Genomic DNA, 14,160 nt, shown 5'->3' with positions numbered 1-14,160 from the left:
CCTACGCCACCGGCGGCTGGAGCCGGGAACCTGCCGCGAGGAGCGCTTCGATGATGGGGGCGGGGCCGGGACGGGACAGGAAGTATCCCTGTCCCATGCGGCAGCCCAGGCCGCGGAGCAGGGCCAGTTGCCCGGCGTCTTCGATGCCTTCGGCGATCGCCTCGAGGTTGAGTTTGTGGGCCAGCCCGAGGATGCCCTCGAGCATGGCGGCAGAGGCGGCATCGGAGGTGCTGGCGGCGAGGAATGATCGGTCAATCTTGAGGATGTCCGCGGGCAGATCGGCCAGGGTGCTCAGTGAGGAGTAGCCGGTCCCGAAGTCGTCTATGGCGATGCGGACGCCGACGGCCTTAAGCCGGTGGAGCGCCGTGATGCCGCCGTCGATGCTGCTGGCCAATGCTGTTTCGGTGACTTCCAGGACGACTTTGTCCGCTTCCGCAGCGGGATCCATCAGGATTCTCTCGATCGCGTCCAGGTTCCGCGGGCTGGGCAACTGCAGGGTGGAGAGGTTGATGGAAACCCAGAGGTTTTCGCAGTGGCCCATCGAGGCGCGCCAGCGGGCGGCCTGGCGGCTCGCGGTGGCCAGTACCCAGCGGCCGATCTCCTCGATGTCTCCGGTTTCCTCGGCCAGCGGGACGAATTCCGCGGGCTCCAGCAGCCCCAGCGTGGGGTGATTCCAGCGCACGAGCGCCTCCAAACCCAGGATTTCCCCGGTGCGCAGATCAGCCACCGGCTGGTAGTCGATCCGCAGCTGCCGCTCGGGCACTGCGGCGGCCAGATCGGCACGGAGGGCTGCACGGTGCGCCATCCTGTCATAGCCCTCGGCGTCGAAGCGCTGGTAGCGTCCCTTGCCTGCTTGTTTGGCCATGTACATGGCGAAGTCTGCCTGCCGCAGCAAATCGGCGGGTTCCACGGTTTCGGGGCGGTGAAGTGTGGCGCCCATACTGACTGAAACTTTCAGCCGGACTTCGCCGACCGAAAAGGGTGACCGCAGTGCATCATGAATCCGTTCCGCGATCGCGGCGGTGACGGATCCGTCGGCATCGTCTCCCACCACGATCGCAAACTCGTCCCCGCCGAGGCGGGCGGCGAGGTCGTGGGACCGCACGCAGCCCTGCAAGCGGTTGGCAAGCTGGATGAGCAGCGCGTCGCCGCCTTCGTGCCCCAGCGAGTCGTTGACGTCCTTGAAGTCGTCGACATCGACGAACAGCAGCCCTTCGTGCCGGGACTTTCCGGCTGTGCCCGGGTGGAATGACTTTGCGAGCCGCTCGGTTAACGCCGCCCGGTTGGCCAGCCCTGTCAGGGGATCATGCGTGGCGCGGTGCGTCAGGGCCAGATGGCTGTCGTGGACAGCGGCGGCCATGGAGTTAAAGGCCTCTGCCAGTTCACCCAGCTCGTCGCGGCGGACGACGTCGATGCGGTGGCTGTAGTCGCCGGCCTTCAGTTTGAGAACCCCGCTGTGCAGGCCCTCGACGGGCCGGATGAGGAATTTGACCATTCTGCTGCGGAAGTAAACGACGCCGGCCGCCGCCAGCCCGAACAAAGCGCTGCGGGCTGCGATCACGATCTGCTGGAGCTCGGCACTGTAGGCCAGCCCGGAGTCCATCGCCTCAAGGGCTGACCGCTGAATCCCATCCAGCAAGGCACGGACCCCGGCGCCGGACGCGTCGAGACCCGGGGACTCGGCCACGTGGTTTCCCGTGAGGGTCTGCATCTGGTCGCCCCACAGCCCACGTTCCGCGAGGCCCTCCTGCCACTGGGCGCGGGCCTTAGCCGCGGCGGCGCGCATGTCCCGCTCCGCCGGCAGGTAGTCGATGGCCTCGTCGAAGCGGCGGGAAATGTCCCGCTGCTGTTGGAGGAACACCGAACGGTCAACCGGTGCGTTGGACAGGAGCTGAAGGCCGGCCTGTTCATGGGCATCGAGGGCAGATCGTAACTGCGCGATCACCTCTGATTCGCCCTGGAGGCGGGCGGCAGTCTCCTGGACCTGGTCCCCGACACCCCTGACGCCGACAACCGTGGCCAGGGCCCCCACGAGCAGCGCCACCAGCATCATGGCGAAGGCCCTCGACCATTCGGTCTTGAGACTCCAGGTGCGCCCGGGGAGCCGGTCTCCGGTCCCGACGGCAACAGCTCCGGTCCCGGGTTTGCCGGTGCCGAAGCTGTTGATATCACCATGGCCATCAGTAGTGGCACCAGCCACTAGAGGAGGCTGGTCCTCAGGCTTGATGGTCCAGTTCCGCATGATTCCGCCTCCGGCTAGGTACCGGCACGCGCCGAATCGTCAATGAGGAGCGTATCGGAACGCGTCGTGCATGGCATGCCCGGCGGCGTTACGGCGGAAATGTGAAGCGGGCCGCCTGTTAGCTCATGCAGTCAGCGCAGTACGAGTGGCCTGCCTTTTCGCGGGCGAGCTGCGAGCGGTGCCGGACGAGGAAACATGAGTAACACGTGAACTCGTCGTCCTTCTGCGGAATGACGGTGACCGTCAGTTCCTCGCCGGAGAGGTCGGCGCCCGGCAGTTCTACGCCTTCGGAGGTGTCCGCCTCATCGAGCTCGCGGGTTACGCTGCGGGCGTCCGGCGCGTTCGCGGAGCGAAGGGCCTCCAGCGAGGCGTTGCGTGATTCCGCAACGTCGGATCGGACTTCGTCATAGTCGGTTGCCACCTGGTTGATTCTCGATTCCGTTGTTCTGAGTTTCCCGGGATTGAACGGTACAGCATGCACCCGTTAATTTGCTGGGTGTAGGGGCACTGTGTGCAGTGACACTCACAACACCGGTGATGGGTTTCCGCCGGGGTGGCATCTGTTCGATGATCGTCGTCCGGATTTCATACGCCGTTCATGCTGTGGTTCTAGGCTTGTTCCTCAGGCACCGTCCGCCAGAAGGGAACCGGGATGGCAGATATCGCTGCAGTGTTCGGAAGGCTCACGCCCGACGAAGTTGACCGCCTCCGGGCCCTCGGCCCCGTGGGCCACCTGCCCAGACAGCTCACCGACGCCCTTGACCGCGCGGCCGGCGGTCCCGGCGCCGGCCGTGGGTACTACGTTCCCACCGGCAGCGTCAGTGCCACGGGCGGACCCCACTTTGTCCTGCGCAGCGACGTCTCCAGCTGGCTGTTTGGCTCCGCTGCCCAGGTGCCCCAGGCCCGCGAAGACGTTTAGGAGACGCCCCGCTCACGGTGCGGTGCCCGCGATTCCCCCTGCAACCAGACATGCCGAGAGGCGCTCCAGGCGCCATACTGGGTCTGAGGAGAGGAGTCCGCAATGAGGGTTCTGATGGTGGAGGACGAGCGGCACCTCGCTGATACCGTTCGCCGGGGCCTTGTGAATGAAGGGTTCGTCGTGGACGTGGCCCATGACGGCGTCAGCGGACTGTCGGCGGCAAGCGAATCCCACTACGACGCGATCCTGCTGGACCTGATGCTGCCGCTCATGAACGGTTACGACGTGCTCAAGGAACTGCGCCAACGCCGGATCTGGACCCCGGTGCTGATGCTCACCGCGAAGGACGGGGAGTACGACCAGACGGATGCCTTTGACCTCGGTGCCGATGACTACCTGACCAAACCGTTCAGTTTCCTGGTGCTCGTGGCCCGGATCCGTGCCCTGATCCGACGAGGGGCCCCCGAGCGGCCCGTCGTGCTGACGCTCGGTACCCTGTCCATCGACCCCGTCAACCGCCGGGTCCGACGGGACGGCACGGAGATCAGCCTCACGGCCCGCGAATACGGGCTGCTGCACTATCTCATGCGGCGGCACGACCAAGTTGTGTCGAAGGCGGAGATCCTCGACAACGTCTGGGATTCGGCGTTCGAAGGCGGGGACAACGTCGTGGAGGTCTACATCGGTTACCTGCGGCGCAAAATCGATGCCCCGTTCGGTATCCGCAGCCTGGCCACAGTGCGCGGGATGGGCTACCAGCTCAGCGCCGGGCAGATTTCCGAACCGGCGCATGTTCCTCGCCCTCATCAGTAGCCGGGGCCCCGGGCAGGGGAAACGCAATTTCGAAACGGCATTCACCGTCGGGTCCTTCGGTGGCGCGGATGGTGCCGTGGTGGGCGGACATGATCCCCGCCGCAATGGCCAGGCCGAGACCGCTGCCGCCGCTTTCCCGGGAGCGGCTCTCATCGAGCCGGACAAAGCGCTCAAAGATCCGCACCCGGTCCGCCGCGGGAACGGGATCGCCGTCGTTGTCGACGGTGATTACGGCGCCGCTGGCCGTGGTGCGCAGGGTGACCCGGAGCCGGGACCGCGCGTGCCGCTCAGCGTTGTCCAGGACGTTGCGGAGCACCTGGCCGATGCGCCGGGCATCGCCCCGGATTCGGGTCGGCGTGAGCTCGGCTGTGATCTGGTGCAGGCTCGCCGACTGCAGCCGCCTGATCTCCTGGTCCACGACGTCGTCCAGGTCCACGTCTGCATCCTCGACCGCCGGCCCCCCGTCGTTCGCCTTGGCCAGGGTCAGCAGGTCCTCCACGAGATAGCGCATGCGCTCCGTTTCGCTGGCAAGGACATCCTTCATCTGGAGCCACATCGCTCCGGATGGATCCGCCGCGGCGATCTCCACGCCGGCACTCAACGTGGCCAGCGGGCTGCGCAATTCGTGGCTTGCATCGGAGACGAAGCGGCGCTGTTCACGGTCCGATGCCTGGAGCCGCTCCAGCATCATGTTCATGGTCCGGGCCAGAGCCTCGAGTTCGTCGTTGGTGGGCGGGACGTCAATGCGGCCATCGAGGCGTTCGGCGTCGATCCGGGCAACCTGGCCCCGGATCCTTTCGACCTGGCGCAGCGATCGTCCCACCAGCAGCCATACCGAGATGCCAACGACAGCGAGCAGCAATGGGGTAGCCGCCAGCAGGAACCACGCCACGGTGGCGACGGTGTCGGCCTGCACCTGCACTGAGGAGGCAACCACCACGGTGTACTCGGCGGAACCGACCCGCACTCCGGCGGTGACCACGTGGAAGTCGTCCTGGTTGCCGATGTTGGGGAGACTGGAGACGTCCTGGGTTTGGGTTTGGCCAGGGGAGGGGCGTCGGGCGGTCAGGGGCACCTGGGCGGCCTTGGGCTCGGACCCTGCTACCACCTGCCCGGAGGCGTCCAGGAGCTGGACATACTGGCCGGCGTAAGCCGTCAACCCGATGTACTCGGCGACCTCATCGATGTCATGGTCAGCCAGTTGGACGATCACGTCTTGTGTCTTCCGCAGGGAAGCGGAATCGATTGAGGCCGTGAGGGTGCTTTGCAGCAGGGCGAGCCAGATGACGCCACCGAGGAGAAGCGCAGCGGCAACGACGGCGACGGCGACCGCCGTCGAGCGCTTGCGCAAGCCCCAACTGCTGCGGCGGGACCGCCCGGCCGGGGACGTGGGCCGTTCCATGTTCCAAGAATGCGGCACCGGCGGTCCCCGGACAACCGCTGCCGGAGAGTTTTCCGGAGCCCGACGCGACGAGGGCCTTCTCAGGGTCCTCTCAGGTGCTGTGCGGCACAGTTAAGGCAGGAAAAGTTCATGAAGGAGCCGACAGGCTCAAGGCTTCGGCGCACATCCGCCGGCCGCCACAGGCTACCGGCCGCACTCTCTCCTCAACCAGTGTGCGGCCGGTCATTTGTGCATTTAGAGCCGAAGGCGATCGTTCACGAACTCCACCAGCGCGGCTCTCCTTAGGCTGCGACCCGGATGAAGAGCGGATCCATGGGCTGGCCGGCGGCATACTGGCCGTCGAAGAGCTCGGATCCTTCCGGGGAAATGACAACGTCGACTGGTTCCCAAACGAGAGACCCGCCGGCGACGCGGGGCTTTGACGGAGTGAGGAACCCGACCGCGGTGCGGTCCTGGCCATCGCCGGTGCTGATGGAGAGCACTCCGCTGCCGCCGGTGAAGGTGATCCAAGGATCCAGCAGCCGGACCAGCAGCATGCCGTGGTGGCCGGCGAGCCGGACATCCCCGCGGAAGCGCAGCAGGCCTGTGCCGCGCTCGACGTCGTAGTCAGAGGACTCTGGGCTGAAGCAGAACAGGGAAGGTTCGGCCATGGTCGCCCCGTTGGTCGCGGAGACGGACCCGTCCGGCAGGCTGTTGATGTAGTCGATGAAGCTGCGCTTGATGCCCCAGCTCAGGCCCAGCGCGGGCAGCGGATCGGGTGAAGCGGACGCTGCGTTCACGTAGGTTCTCCTGTGGCTGAAAAGCTGGACTCTCTGAGCCTAGCGGCGCATGGCCTGCCGCATGAACTGCCGCCCCGCCGTCATGACATCCGGCGTATTTCTCTGAGGGCGTAGGGGGCGCCGGACTATGCCTCCCGGGCCGGTGGTTGACTTAGATGAGTACCAGTTCAGGAGGTGCGCTGTGGCAACTGCGATCAGCCGGGTCCCTGACCCCGAGGCGTCCGAGGACCCCCTTGATTCCTATTCCGCAACGGTGATTAGCGTCGCCGCCGCGGTGACTCCCCATGTGGCGGCGCTGGAAGTGTCCGGCACCGGACGGCAGGGCCGCTTCCGCATCGGCGCCGGCTCAGCCGTCCTGTTCACCTCGGACGGGTACCTCCTCACCAACGCCCATGTGGTGGGCGGCGCCCAATGCGGCAGCGCGGTATATGCCGACGGGACCCGCACCGCCGTGGAAGTGGTCGGCTCGGATCCACTTTCCGATCTGGCTGTCGTGCACGGCAGGGCCCCGACTGTGACGCCCGCGGACCTGGGTGATGCAGAGTCGCTCAGGGTCGGGCAGTTGGTCATCGCGGTCGGCAACCCGCTGGGACTCTCGGGCTCCGTGACCGCCGGGGTGGTGAGCGGGCTGGGACGCTCCATTCCCGTCTGGTCCGGACGCAACCGCCGGATGATCGAGGACGTCATCCAGACCGACGCAGCCCTCAACCCGGGAAGTTCGGGCGGAGCGCTCGCGGATGCGCGGGGCAGGATCGTCGGCATCAATACGGCGGTGGCCGGGGCCGGGCTGGGCCTTGCCGTCCCGGTCAACGCCACCTCGCGGCGGATCATTGCAGCGCTGCTTAAGGACGGCCGCGTCCGCCGCGCCTACCTCGGGCTCGTCAACACCCCACTCCAACTCCAGCCCAGCGCTGTGGTCCGGACCGGACACCGCGAAGGGCTCCTGGTGGTCGAAGTCCTGACAGGTTCTCCCGCCGAGCGGGCCGGACTCCGGGCGGGGGATGTGCTGCTCAGGGTCGGTGAAAAGGCGGTCTCCAATGCCGAAAGTCTGCAGAAGCTGCTGTTTGCCGAGGCCATTGGTGTGCCGCTGGAGTTGGCGGTATTGCGTGACGGTGCCGAAATCCGGGTGCTCACCGTCCCCGAGGAGATGAGGGAGAAGTAGGGTTTAGTGGTGCCCTCGGGAATGCCGATGGATCCGGAAATATCCTCTTCCGTTGATCAGGGTGATTGCTCCGGCATTTCTTTTGCCACTGACAACGGCCGGGAAATGGGATACGGAAATTCCCGGTTCGCGCGTCAGGGCGCCGTTCGAAACCTGATCTTCGTCGAGCGGGACGGGTCTGCGGCCGGCACATGTGCCCTGTGCTCCTGGAGAGCTCCTCCGACCGGGCCGCCATTGCGGCCCGGGTGGACGTACCCGGGGGCGTACCACCGCTTGGGGGTGGTGATACTTGCCTCACCGTCCGGGTACTCAGGAGACTTCTGGAGGATACTTGGCGGCGTTCCCCGGTGTACCCGACTTTCCGCGCGGTCAACGATCGGGTAGTTGCATTCCTTGTTGAGCCTCGTTCTGCGTGAAACGGTTTCCCTAGAAAGTCGGATGGAAGTGAGTCTCAGCGTACCTTTCCTGTAATTCCTTTCGGCTCTTCGAGGAGCAATTTAGTGATACCTGGGGAGGGGATCAAAGTGGACAATTTGAGCGTTCCCGCACCGGGAATTTCGGTTCGGCTATTCGGAACATTCGAGGTCCGGCGAAATGGGGCAGTGCTCAGGGCTGCGGACCTGGGAGGCTGCAAGCCGCGGCACATTCTGGAAATTCTCCTGTTGAACCTCGGGACACCTGTTTCGAAGACGCGTCTCGTGGAGATGCTATGGGGACCGCATGCCAGCGACGGCGCCGTCGCGACTCTCGAGAGCTATGTCAGCGGCCTGCGCCGGGCGATCCAGCCCGGCAACACCAAATCGGGTCCGCTTCGCACCGCGAACGCCGGCTACGTCCTTGATCCACAGCTGGTGGAACTCGACCTGTCAGAGTTTCACGAGCTGATCCGCACGGCCCGGCAGTCCCCGCCTGCGGAGGCTCACATGCTCTCGCTGCAGGCCTTGGAGCTGGCCGCAGAGCCGCTGCTGGGTTTTGAGCTGGTGGCCGAGTGGGCGGAGGAGGCCCGGGCCCGCCACGCAGCCGCGAAAGTCGACGCCCAGATTCTCGCCGCAGAAACCGCAGCATTTCTGGACAAACCCGAACTCGCTGTTTCGCTGGCACAGACCGCGATCCGTTCGGAGCCGCTCAACGAACGTGCATGGACCATCCTGGTCACGGGATACGAGCAGGCGGGTCTCCCCGTGGAGGGACTGGCCGCATATGAGCGCTGCCGCCGGCTGTTCGACCGCGATCTGGGGTGCGCCCCGGGGCCGGCCCTGCAGGCTGCCCACATGAGGCTGTTGCGGCAGCGCGCCGAGGGAAACACCGAACTCTCGGAAGTCCTGGCAGCCCTGCTCTATCTGAGCGAACGGCTGCACGGCCCCAAAAGCACGCAGCCCGCCGCAGAGGAATCCCGGCGCATGCAGGAGAACGCCGGCCGGGTGCTCGACTCCTTCCTGCAGCAGGCGCTGGCCGTCGCCGTCTGAACCTGTCCTGGCGCGGCGGCCCGCCGCCCGGGTCCCTCACGCTGCTTTGACAACCGGGAGTTCGTCCCAGTGGGTGGTGTAGCGGGGGGACAGCATGTCCCGTTTCATACTCCAGTCCGGCCCGCCCCGGATTCCGGCGAGGCCAAGGCCAATCGAGCCCCGGCCGTACCTCCGGCTAACCTGGCTCATCGACTTTTAGCGTGGTGTCCTTCAAATGAAGGGGCTCGTAGCCCTGCGAGCATAGGTGTTGTCGAGACATCTATTGCTGAGGACTACGAGCCTTGTTACAGATTACGCAGACGTGCGATGCCGCGTCGATTCTGTTCAATTTGGAGGGCCATGTTGTGCTCTCCGCCGAGCGCGCCGGCGGGGTCCGGACGGTTCTTGTCGAGCCGGTCGAGCGGGAAGGGGCTTGTCCTGACTGCGGGGTGTTGTCGTCCCGGATCCAGGCCCGTCCGGTTCACCGTGTCCGGGATGTCCAGTGCGGCGGAGAGCCCTTGGACGTCAGGGTCCGGAAGCGGCGGCTGGCGTGTCTGGAACCGCAGTGTCCGCGGCGGTCCTTCGTGCAGACCACCGATGAGATTCCGCTGCGTTCCCGGCTGACCAGCAGGCTCGTGGCCGGCATTGTCGCAGACCTGTCCGCGGAGCTTCGGGCCGTCTCCCGGGTTGCCGCGGCCTCGGGTGTGTCGTGGACGACCGCCATGCGTGTCATGGAGGACACTGCCGTCCTGGACGGCGGTGTGGACCGTCGCCTGGTCCGCCGTCTGGGCGTGGACGAGCACCGCTTCCGGCGGGTCCGCTACCTGAAAAACGATGCCGGAAAAGTCACCCGGGTAGAGCCCTGGTCGATCGTTTTCACGGACCTGGACACCGGCGCGATCCTGGACATTGTGGACGGCCGCCGCGGCCAGGCGGTGCGTGACTGGATCGGCGCACGACCGCGCTGGTGGCGTAACAAGGTGGAAATGGTGGCCATGGACATGTCCACCGAGTTCCGCCGGGCCATCCGCAAGGTCCTGCCCAAGGCAGCCATCACCGTGGACCACTGGCATGTGGTGGCCCGGGCGAACCAGATGGTCACCGATGTCCGGCGGCGCCGCGCTCACGACCTCCACGGCAGGCGCGGCAGGGCCACGGATCCGGCCTGGAAGTACCGGAAATTGCTGACCTGCAACCAGGAAAACATGTCCTCCGCCCAGCGCGGACGGATGCAGGAAATCATTGGCTCTGACCTTGAACTCGGTGTCGTCTGGGGCATCAAGGAACACGTCCGCCAGCTGCTGAAGACCAATCACATCGACGGCTTCCACCGAGCCTGGGCCGAGCTCGAAAACGCCGTGAAAGCGACCAGAATGCGCGAGGCGAAATCACTGTTCCTGACCCTGAAAATGTGGCGCAAAGAACTGCTCACGTTCTGCCGGGCCAGGGTCACGAACGCGCGCAGCGAAGCGGCGAACCTCAGCGCCAAGAACCTCAAACGAGCGGCCCGCGGATACCGGAATCATGAGCATTACAGGCTCCGGCTATTGTTGTACACGGCAGCCCAACAAGCATGCTGAACACCTGCCGCCACGCCAAAAGTGGAAGAGCCGCTAACCTCCTCAAGCAGAGGGCCAATGCCGCGTTCCTCATGTGGGTTCTCGAAGACCTCCAACGGTGCCTGGTTGCCCGTGGGCCGCAGGTCCGTGACCATGATGCCCGCGCGGACGTACTTGACACCGTCGTCGATCCGGGGGAGCAGGGCATAGGCGGCCCTTGCCAGGAGAACCGGGTCCGCGGTGGGCATGGGCAGGGGCACGCACACGGAAGGGTGGGAACTGGACTGCGGGTCGTAGAACGACGTGGCCGCGAATGCTGTCAGCACCTTGGCCTGAAGCCCGTGGCGAGCCAGCCGGGCGCTGGCCTGCTGGGCATAGACGCCGAGGACCTGGCGCAGCGCGGCGCCGGTGGTGATCGGAGTGGCGAAGGAGCGGCTGAAGATGAGCTGGTCGCGCCCTATTCGCTGCTCCTCCAGCGGGATGCACGGAGTTCCCTGGAGTTCGAGGACCGTGCGCATCAGGACCACCGAAAAGCGGTCCCTGATCCGGATCGGATCCGCCCGGGCGAGGTCCGAAATCGAATGGATCCCCAGCCCGTTCAGCCGTTTGGTCAACTGTGCCGCAACACCCCAGAGCTCGATCACGGACAGGCCCGCCATGAGCCTTTCCTGCTGGGCGGCGGGGACGGCATCCCAGTGGCAGACGCCGTCGAACGCCGGATTGTGTTTGGCCCACTTGTTGGCCAGTTTCGCCAAGGTCTTGGTGCCTGCGATGCCAACGCAGACGGGGACGCCGACGTTCCGGCGCACTGCCGTCTTCATCGTGTGGCCCAGCCGCTGCAGCTCCTGAGGGGTGCCGCGGACGCCCAGAAAAGCCTCGTCGATGCTGTAGACCTCCAGCCAGGCCGAGTAGCGGCCGAGGAGTTCCATCACCCGGGCGCTGATGTCCCCGTAGAGCTCGTAGTTGCTCGAGCGCGCCACGAGCCCCCATTCCTTTGCCCGTGGCGCGAGCTTGAACCAGGGCTCGCCGAGCGGGATTCCAAGTGCCTTCGCCTCGGGGGAGCGGGCGACGGCGCATCCGTCGTTGTTGGAGAGCACCACCAGCGGACGGCTCTCCAGGGAGGGGTCGAAGGCGCGTTCGGCGCTGGCGTAGAAGCAGTTCACATCGACGAGGGCGACACTGCCCAGGCCGGGCCCGGCCCTAGACATGGTGGAGGCAGCGGGTCGCGACGCCCCAGATGACGAGGTCCGACAACGCTGCGACCCTGATGTCCGGGTAGCGTGGGTTGTCCGCCTGGAGGACCACGCCGGAAGTCGTGAGGCGCAGCCTCTTGACGGTGAGTTCGCCGTCGAGGACCGCGACGACGACACAGCCGTCGCGGGGCTCTAGCTGTACTCGGCCAGGACGTTGGTTACATGTTGAAAAGGGTGAAGACCTCTTAGGTTGGTGGTTACCACACACACCTAACGACTAAGAGGTCTTCATGGTCCACCGTAATGCCCGTCTGACTCCTGCCGGTAGAAGCATCCTTGTCCAGCGTCTTCTGGGCGGCCGTCCCGTGGCGCATGTGGCGAAGGAAATGGGTGTTTCCCGCGCATGCGCCCACCGGTGGCTCAAGCGCTATGTCGAACACGGCTGGGACGGGATGGAGGACCGGTCCTCACGCCCGCATTCGTGCCCGCACGCCACCCCCGAGGCGAAGATCGAGGACGTGCTCGCGGCTCGGGAGAAGCACCGCGAAGGCCCGGTCGAGCTGGCCGAACGCTGCAAGGTCCCGGCCCGCACGGTCTCTAGGATCATCGCCAGGGCCGGGCTGCCCCGGTTGTGGGAACTGGACCCGATCAGCGGCGACCGCATCCGGGCCGGCCGGGCCACCGACCACCGTTACGAACGCGACACCGCCGGAGAGTTGCTGCATATCGACGTCAAGAAACTCGGCGGCATAGCGAACGGCGGCGGCTGGCGGGTCCATGGCCGCAGCGAAGCCGTCAGAGGCCGCGGCATCGGGTACGACTACGTCCACGTCGCCGTGGATGACCACTCCCGCCTGGCCTACGTCGAGGTCCTGCCCGACGAGAAAGGGCCGACCTGCGCCCGGTTCCTGACCAACGCCGCGGCGTTCATGGCCGCGAACGGGGCACCGGTGCGCGAAGTCATGACCGACAACGCCCTGGCCTACATCCGGTCCGCGGACTTCGCTACGGCCATCGCGGATCTCGGCGCCAAACACCGGCGCACCAAACCGCGCAGCCCGTGGCAGAACGGCAAGGCCGAGCGGTTCAACCGCACTCTCCAGGAAGGCTGGGCCTATAAGAACGCCTATGACTCCAGCGACGACCGCACACAGGCCCTCACGGGCTGGCTAGACTTCTACAACCACCGCCGCAACCACAGCGCCCTCGGAGGACGACCACCCATCAGCAGATGTAACCAACGTCCTGGCCGAGTACATCTAGCGCCCGGTTGACGATCAGCTCGTCGCCGTCGCTGATCCCGGCGCCCGCCATGGAGTCCCCGGACACCCGGACGACATAGGTGCTGGTGATGTCCTTGATGAGGTGTTCGTTAAGGTCGATGCGGCCGTCAAAGTAGTCCTGGGACGGGGAAGGGTAGCCTGCGGCGACCGGCACCGGCGAGATCAGGACCGACAGAAGAGAAGTGCCCGCGTCTATCACGCGGGGCCCGATGATTACGCCCACAACACACCTTCATTCGAATATATGTTCGATACATCCAGTGTAGCTCCGGGTACTGACATTGGGCAGACTTTGCCCAGAGGCAGCTGTCCCAAGCTGCGGGGCCGGCTATTTCAGTCTGCGGACAGGCTGACGAAGTACTCCTGCTGGACCGGCCGCCGGCCCAGCTTCAGGGCCGTGCGGCTGCGAGGGCAGGTTCCCTGCGTGGATGTGGCCGCAGACGGTGTCCGCGCCCGAGCGTTGGCCGGTCAGGAAAGTTGACTGCGCTGCTGGAGCCAAGCCCTTGCCACGCAGGCGTTCCGTCAGAAACACGTCCAGCATGCAGACTGCACGTCGGCCAAAGATCGGTGAGATGGTGGCAGCCACCAACCCCGCAAAGCCGTGGTCGTCCCGGAGCGTCATCAACGAGCCCTGGTCCGCCGCGTCCTGGAGCCCCTCCTCGTGCGACCCTGAAACAAACGGGGCGAGCACCGGGGCATCGGATCGCCCCGCTTGATGTTCGTGCTGGTAATCGGCGAACATTTCAGTCGCCGCTTCTGCCACGCATAGGGACCCGGCCATGCCCACCCCGCGGTAGGCCGCGGCCACTTGGGCGGCCAGTGTATCCGCAGACTCGGCGTCGTTTATTCGGGCAGTAGTCTTGACCGCCACGAACGGGAAGGCCGGATAGAGGTTGCGGTATCTGAGGCCCGAAATGACGGTGCTCCCATCGCTTGCGTCAAGTAGCCGCTCTGTCATGGTCCCGGTGCTGACGTCGACTCCCAGCCGGCTGATCCTGGTCGCCACGACGTCCGGTAACGCAAGAGCGGCGAGGGACCCTACGTCACCTATCCCGGCTTGCACTGCGTCCTCAGCGTCGTGCCCGGTAGGAAGGTAATCCAGGCCCGGACGGGCGAAGGCGGCGAGTTGGTGGTCCGGCAGTCCAAAGGGGTTCATTGATCCGAAGGCTAACCGAGTTGGCCGTTGGAGCCATTCGATCAAAAGCCACTCCGCAAACTTCCGCTGGTTCCATGGAAGACAATTCCCAGTTCTATGGCAATGGAGGGCGGGAAGGGGTGGGATCACAACCACCCTTGGAGAAGGCATAAAAGACACCAAGGGGTGTCCCGTAAGTGGTAGAGAAGGACGGCTCTTGCTTGCTAG

General features: G+C 65.6%; 12 protein-coding genes and 3 pseudogenes. 6 read left to right on the top strand and 9 right to left on the bottom strand.

From position 1 onward, the window contains the following. Position 1: 1 nt before the first annotated feature. Entirely contained in the window at positions 2-2,200 is a 2,199-nt protein-coding gene (locus tag GXK59_RS08910; RefSeq protein ID WP_237393833.1) for a putative bifunctional diguanylate cyclase/phosphodiesterase, read from the bottom strand. 160 nt (positions 2,201-2,360) lie between these two features. Then, the gene (locus GXK59_RS08905) at positions 2,361-2,663 is read right to left on the bottom strand and encodes a DUF4193 domain-containing protein (RefSeq protein WP_024367177.1); all 303 of its coding nucleotides are present in this window, start codon (positions 2,661-2,663) and stop codon (positions 2,361-2,363) included. Positions 2,664-2,894: 231 nt separating this feature from the next. On the opposite strand from GXK59_RS08905, the gene GXK59_RS08900 reads away from it, so the two are divergent. Together GXK59_RS08900 and GXK59_RS08895 are read left to right on the top strand one after the other, a co-directional pair. Continuing rightward, positions 2,895-3,161 carry a hypothetical protein gene (locus GXK59_RS08900; RefSeq protein ID WP_160666091.1) on the top strand — a complete coding sequence of 89 codons (267 nt, stop codon included), beginning with the start codon at positions 2,895-2,897 and terminating at the stop codon, positions 3,159-3,161. Between the two features lie 102 nt (positions 3,162-3,263). Next, the gene (locus GXK59_RS08895) at positions 3,264-3,974 is read left to right on the top strand and encodes a response regulator transcription factor (protein ID WP_160666090.1); all 711 of its coding nucleotides are present in this window, start codon (positions 3,264-3,266) and stop codon (positions 3,972-3,974) included. On the opposite strand, the gene GXK59_RS08890 is transcribed toward GXK59_RS08895, so the two are convergent. Both GXK59_RS08890 and GXK59_RS08885 read right to left on the bottom strand, forming a co-directional pair. Further along, a complete protein-coding gene (locus tag GXK59_RS08890; RefSeq protein WP_237393832.1) occupies positions 3,922-5,376 on the bottom strand; it encodes a sensor histidine kinase in 1,455 nt (484 codons plus the stop codon). The genes GXK59_RS08895 and GXK59_RS08890 overlap by 53 nt on opposite strands. 281 nt (positions 5,377-5,657) lie before the next feature. Further along, positions 5,658-6,155 carry an HtaA domain-containing protein gene (locus tag GXK59_RS08885; protein WP_160666089.1) on the bottom strand — a complete coding sequence of 166 codons (498 nt, stop codon included), beginning with the start codon at positions 6,153-6,155 and terminating at the stop codon, positions 5,658-5,660. Positions 6,156-6,336: 181 nt separating this feature from the next. On the opposite strand from GXK59_RS08885, the gene GXK59_RS08880 reads away from it, so the two are divergent. After that, a complete protein-coding gene (locus tag GXK59_RS08880; protein WP_237393831.1) occupies positions 6,337-7,317 on the top strand; it encodes a S1C family serine protease in 981 nt (326 codons plus the stop codon). Positions 7,318-7,817: 500 nt separating this feature from the next. Then, the gene (locus tag GXK59_RS08875) at positions 7,818-8,783 is read left to right on the top strand and encodes an AfsR/SARP family transcriptional regulator (protein WP_337248063.1); all 966 of its coding nucleotides are present in this window, start codon (positions 7,818-7,820) and stop codon (positions 8,781-8,783) included. Positions 8,784-8,819: 36 nt separating this feature from the next. Here GXK59_RS08875 and GXK59_RS08870 read toward each other — a convergent pair. Next, positions 8,820-8,972: pseudogene (locus GXK59_RS08870) on the bottom strand (DUF4113 domain-containing protein); the annotation flags it as partial. Positions 8,973-9,064: 92 nt separating this feature from the next. Between GXK59_RS08870 and GXK59_RS08865 the strand changes: the two are divergent. After that, positions 9,065-10,342, top strand: a complete 1,278-nt coding sequence (locus GXK59_RS08865) for an ISL3 family transposase (RefSeq protein ID WP_160666086.1) — start codon at positions 9,065-9,067, stop codon at positions 10,340-10,342. Here the strand turns inward: GXK59_RS08865 and GXK59_RS08860 are convergent. Both GXK59_RS08860 and GXK59_RS08855 read right to left on the bottom strand, forming a co-directional pair. After that, positions 10,294-11,529: a Y-family DNA polymerase gene (locus tag GXK59_RS08860; protein ID WP_202129095.1), complete on the bottom strand. Its 1,236-nt coding sequence runs from the start codon at positions 11,527-11,529 to the stop codon at positions 10,294-10,296. The genes GXK59_RS08865 and GXK59_RS08860 overlap by 49 nt on opposite strands. After that, positions 11,522-11,710 (bottom strand): annotated as a pseudogene (locus GXK59_RS08855) (LexA family protein); the annotation flags it as partial. The gene GXK59_RS08860 and the pseudogene GXK59_RS08855, both read right to left, overlap by 8 nt. 94 nt (positions 11,711-11,804) lie before the next feature. On the opposite strand from GXK59_RS08855, the gene GXK59_RS08850 reads away from it, so the two are divergent. Continuing rightward, complete coding sequence (locus GXK59_RS08850; RefSeq protein WP_160666084.1) at positions 11,805-12,788, top strand: IS481 family transposase; 984 nt, start codon at positions 11,805-11,807, stop codon at positions 12,786-12,788. On the opposite strand, the pseudogene GXK59_RS08845 reads toward GXK59_RS08850, so the two are convergent. Both GXK59_RS08845 and GXK59_RS08840 read right to left on the bottom strand, forming a co-directional pair. After that, positions 12,772-13,020 (bottom strand): annotated as a pseudogene (locus tag GXK59_RS08845) (LexA family protein); the annotation flags it as partial. The gene GXK59_RS08850 and the pseudogene GXK59_RS08845 overlap by 17 nt on opposite strands. Positions 13,021-13,125: 105 nt before the next feature. After that, complete coding sequence (locus tag GXK59_RS08840; protein WP_160666082.1) at positions 13,126-13,953, bottom strand: hypothetical protein; 828 nt, start codon at positions 13,951-13,953, stop codon at positions 13,126-13,128. Between the last annotated feature and the right edge of the window lie 207 nt (positions 13,954-14,160).

Origin of the sequence: Pseudarthrobacter sp. ATCC 49987, from assembly GCF_009928425.1 — a bacterium.
In the GTDB taxonomy this organism is placed as follows: domain Bacteria; phylum Actinomycetota; class Actinomycetes; order Actinomycetales; family Micrococcaceae; genus Arthrobacter.
The sequence above is the reverse complement of the archived record's forward strand: the minus strand, read 5'-3'. Positions and strand labels throughout refer to the sequence as shown.

Bases quoted from the DNA above. Each gene is read 5' to 3' on its own strand.
- GXK59_RS08900 (WP_160666091.1), top strand. From the start codon at position 2,895: ATGGCAGATATCGCTGCAGTGTTCGGAAGGCTCACGCCCGACGAAGTT.
- GXK59_RS08850 (WP_160666084.1), top strand. From the start codon at position 11,805: ATGGTCCACCGTAATGCCCGTCTGACTCCTGCCGGTAGAAGCATCCTT.
- GXK59_RS08840 (WP_160666082.1), bottom strand. From the start codon at position 13,953: ATGAACCCCTTTGGACTGCCGGACCACCAACTCGCCGCCTTCGCCCGT.
- GXK59_RS08890 (WP_237393832.1), bottom strand. From the start codon at position 5,376: ATGGAACGGCCCACGTCCCCGGCCGGGCGGTCCCGCCGCAGCAGTTGG.
- GXK59_RS08895 (WP_160666090.1), top strand. From the start codon at position 3,264: ATGAGGGTTCTGATGGTGGAGGACGAGCGGCACCTCGCTGATACCGTT.
- GXK59_RS08860 (WP_202129095.1), bottom strand. From the start codon at position 11,529: ATGTCTAGGGCCGGGCCCGGCCTGGGCAGTGTCGCCCTCGTCGATGTG.